This is a genomic window from Marinococcus salis, assembly GCF_054971365.1.
Genome location: NZ_JBQOJB010000049.1, coordinates 1 through 1,124 on the forward strand (window position 1 = coordinate 1; position 1,124 = coordinate 1,124).

Genomic DNA, 1,124 nt, shown 5'->3' on the forward strand with positions numbered 1-1,124 from the left:
CCTTCCACACGCCGGTGGAATACCGAACGGCAGAAGGCTAGGTGCTTTATCTTGTCTCATATTTCTAGGTCAGTGCAGCCCGGAGCAGCCAGTTTTTTATCTTTCCGTTTTTAATTGTTCTTTATTACTTTCATGCACCTGCTTTAACGGAGCTTCAAATTTGTGGCGGTCAATAAATGCAAAAATGGCGCTTTCTACGTACGGGTCTTCCAGCGATGTTTTCGTTTTTTCAATATACCATTCTGAATCCCGGAGTCGTTTTTCTATTTCTTCGGGCTTCGAAGCCACCAGCCCGTGCCCCGGCACTACAGTACTGTACTTTCCGTCATTCCAAAGTTCATCCAGCTTCTTTAACGTAAATTGATAGGATTCGCTGTGATATTCAATAATCGGGATCTCTACATTGCTTAAATAGTCTCCGGCAATACAGAGACCAAGAGGCTCTATGACCGCCGCCAGCCCATCCACAGTGTGGCCGGGTGCCAGATAGAAAGTAATTTTGGTTTCTCCTTCCTCAAGCACCTGCTCATCGGAGTCAACGATAATATCCGGGTCCGGGTAAGAGGTATCGTAATTGCGGTGAATGTAGTACGTTTCGTCAAACTCTTTCATTTCCTGCACAATGTTTTCTTTATCCGATCTGGCGTTAAATCCACGGGAAGCAATAATAGTCGCTTCGGGGAACGCTCCGGCTCCAATAACATGATCGAAATCTGAATGGGTCAGCAGCAGATATACAGGCTGATTACTTCTCCGCTCCTCCACAAACTCCCTTATCTCTTCAATTTCAGCTGGAAGCCACGTAGGATCTGTGATTAATATCAAATCATCTGTCACTACGACAGTCGTGTTTGTTTGATAAAGCTCGCTTTGAAATACACTCCATTGTTCACGGTCTAGTCTTTTTGCCAAGCTGATCACCTTCTTCTTAGTCTTCATTTATTGTTTCTTTCCCGAAAATGGATGGTTTCATTCACGAATTAAAGTATTATTTTATTGAATTACTATATAAATACATATAAATCACGGCATTCGTTTTTAATAAGCATCTTTTAAGTTGCAGGTTTGAAAACAAATGTTGGTCATAGAAGTAAATATTGGAAATTATATCCAATATCATCCAA

1 protein-coding gene is annotated in these 1,124 nt (G+C 41.8%); it reads right to left on the reverse strand.

The annotated features are described in order from the left end of the window. Positions 1–96 precede the first annotated feature (96 nt). Positions 97–912, reverse strand: coding sequence for an MBL fold metallo-hydrolase (locus ACTTK6_RS15780; protein ID WP_158219205.1), 816 nt, complete (start codon positions 910–912; stop codon positions 97–99). Positions 913–1,124 lie beyond the last annotated feature (212 nt).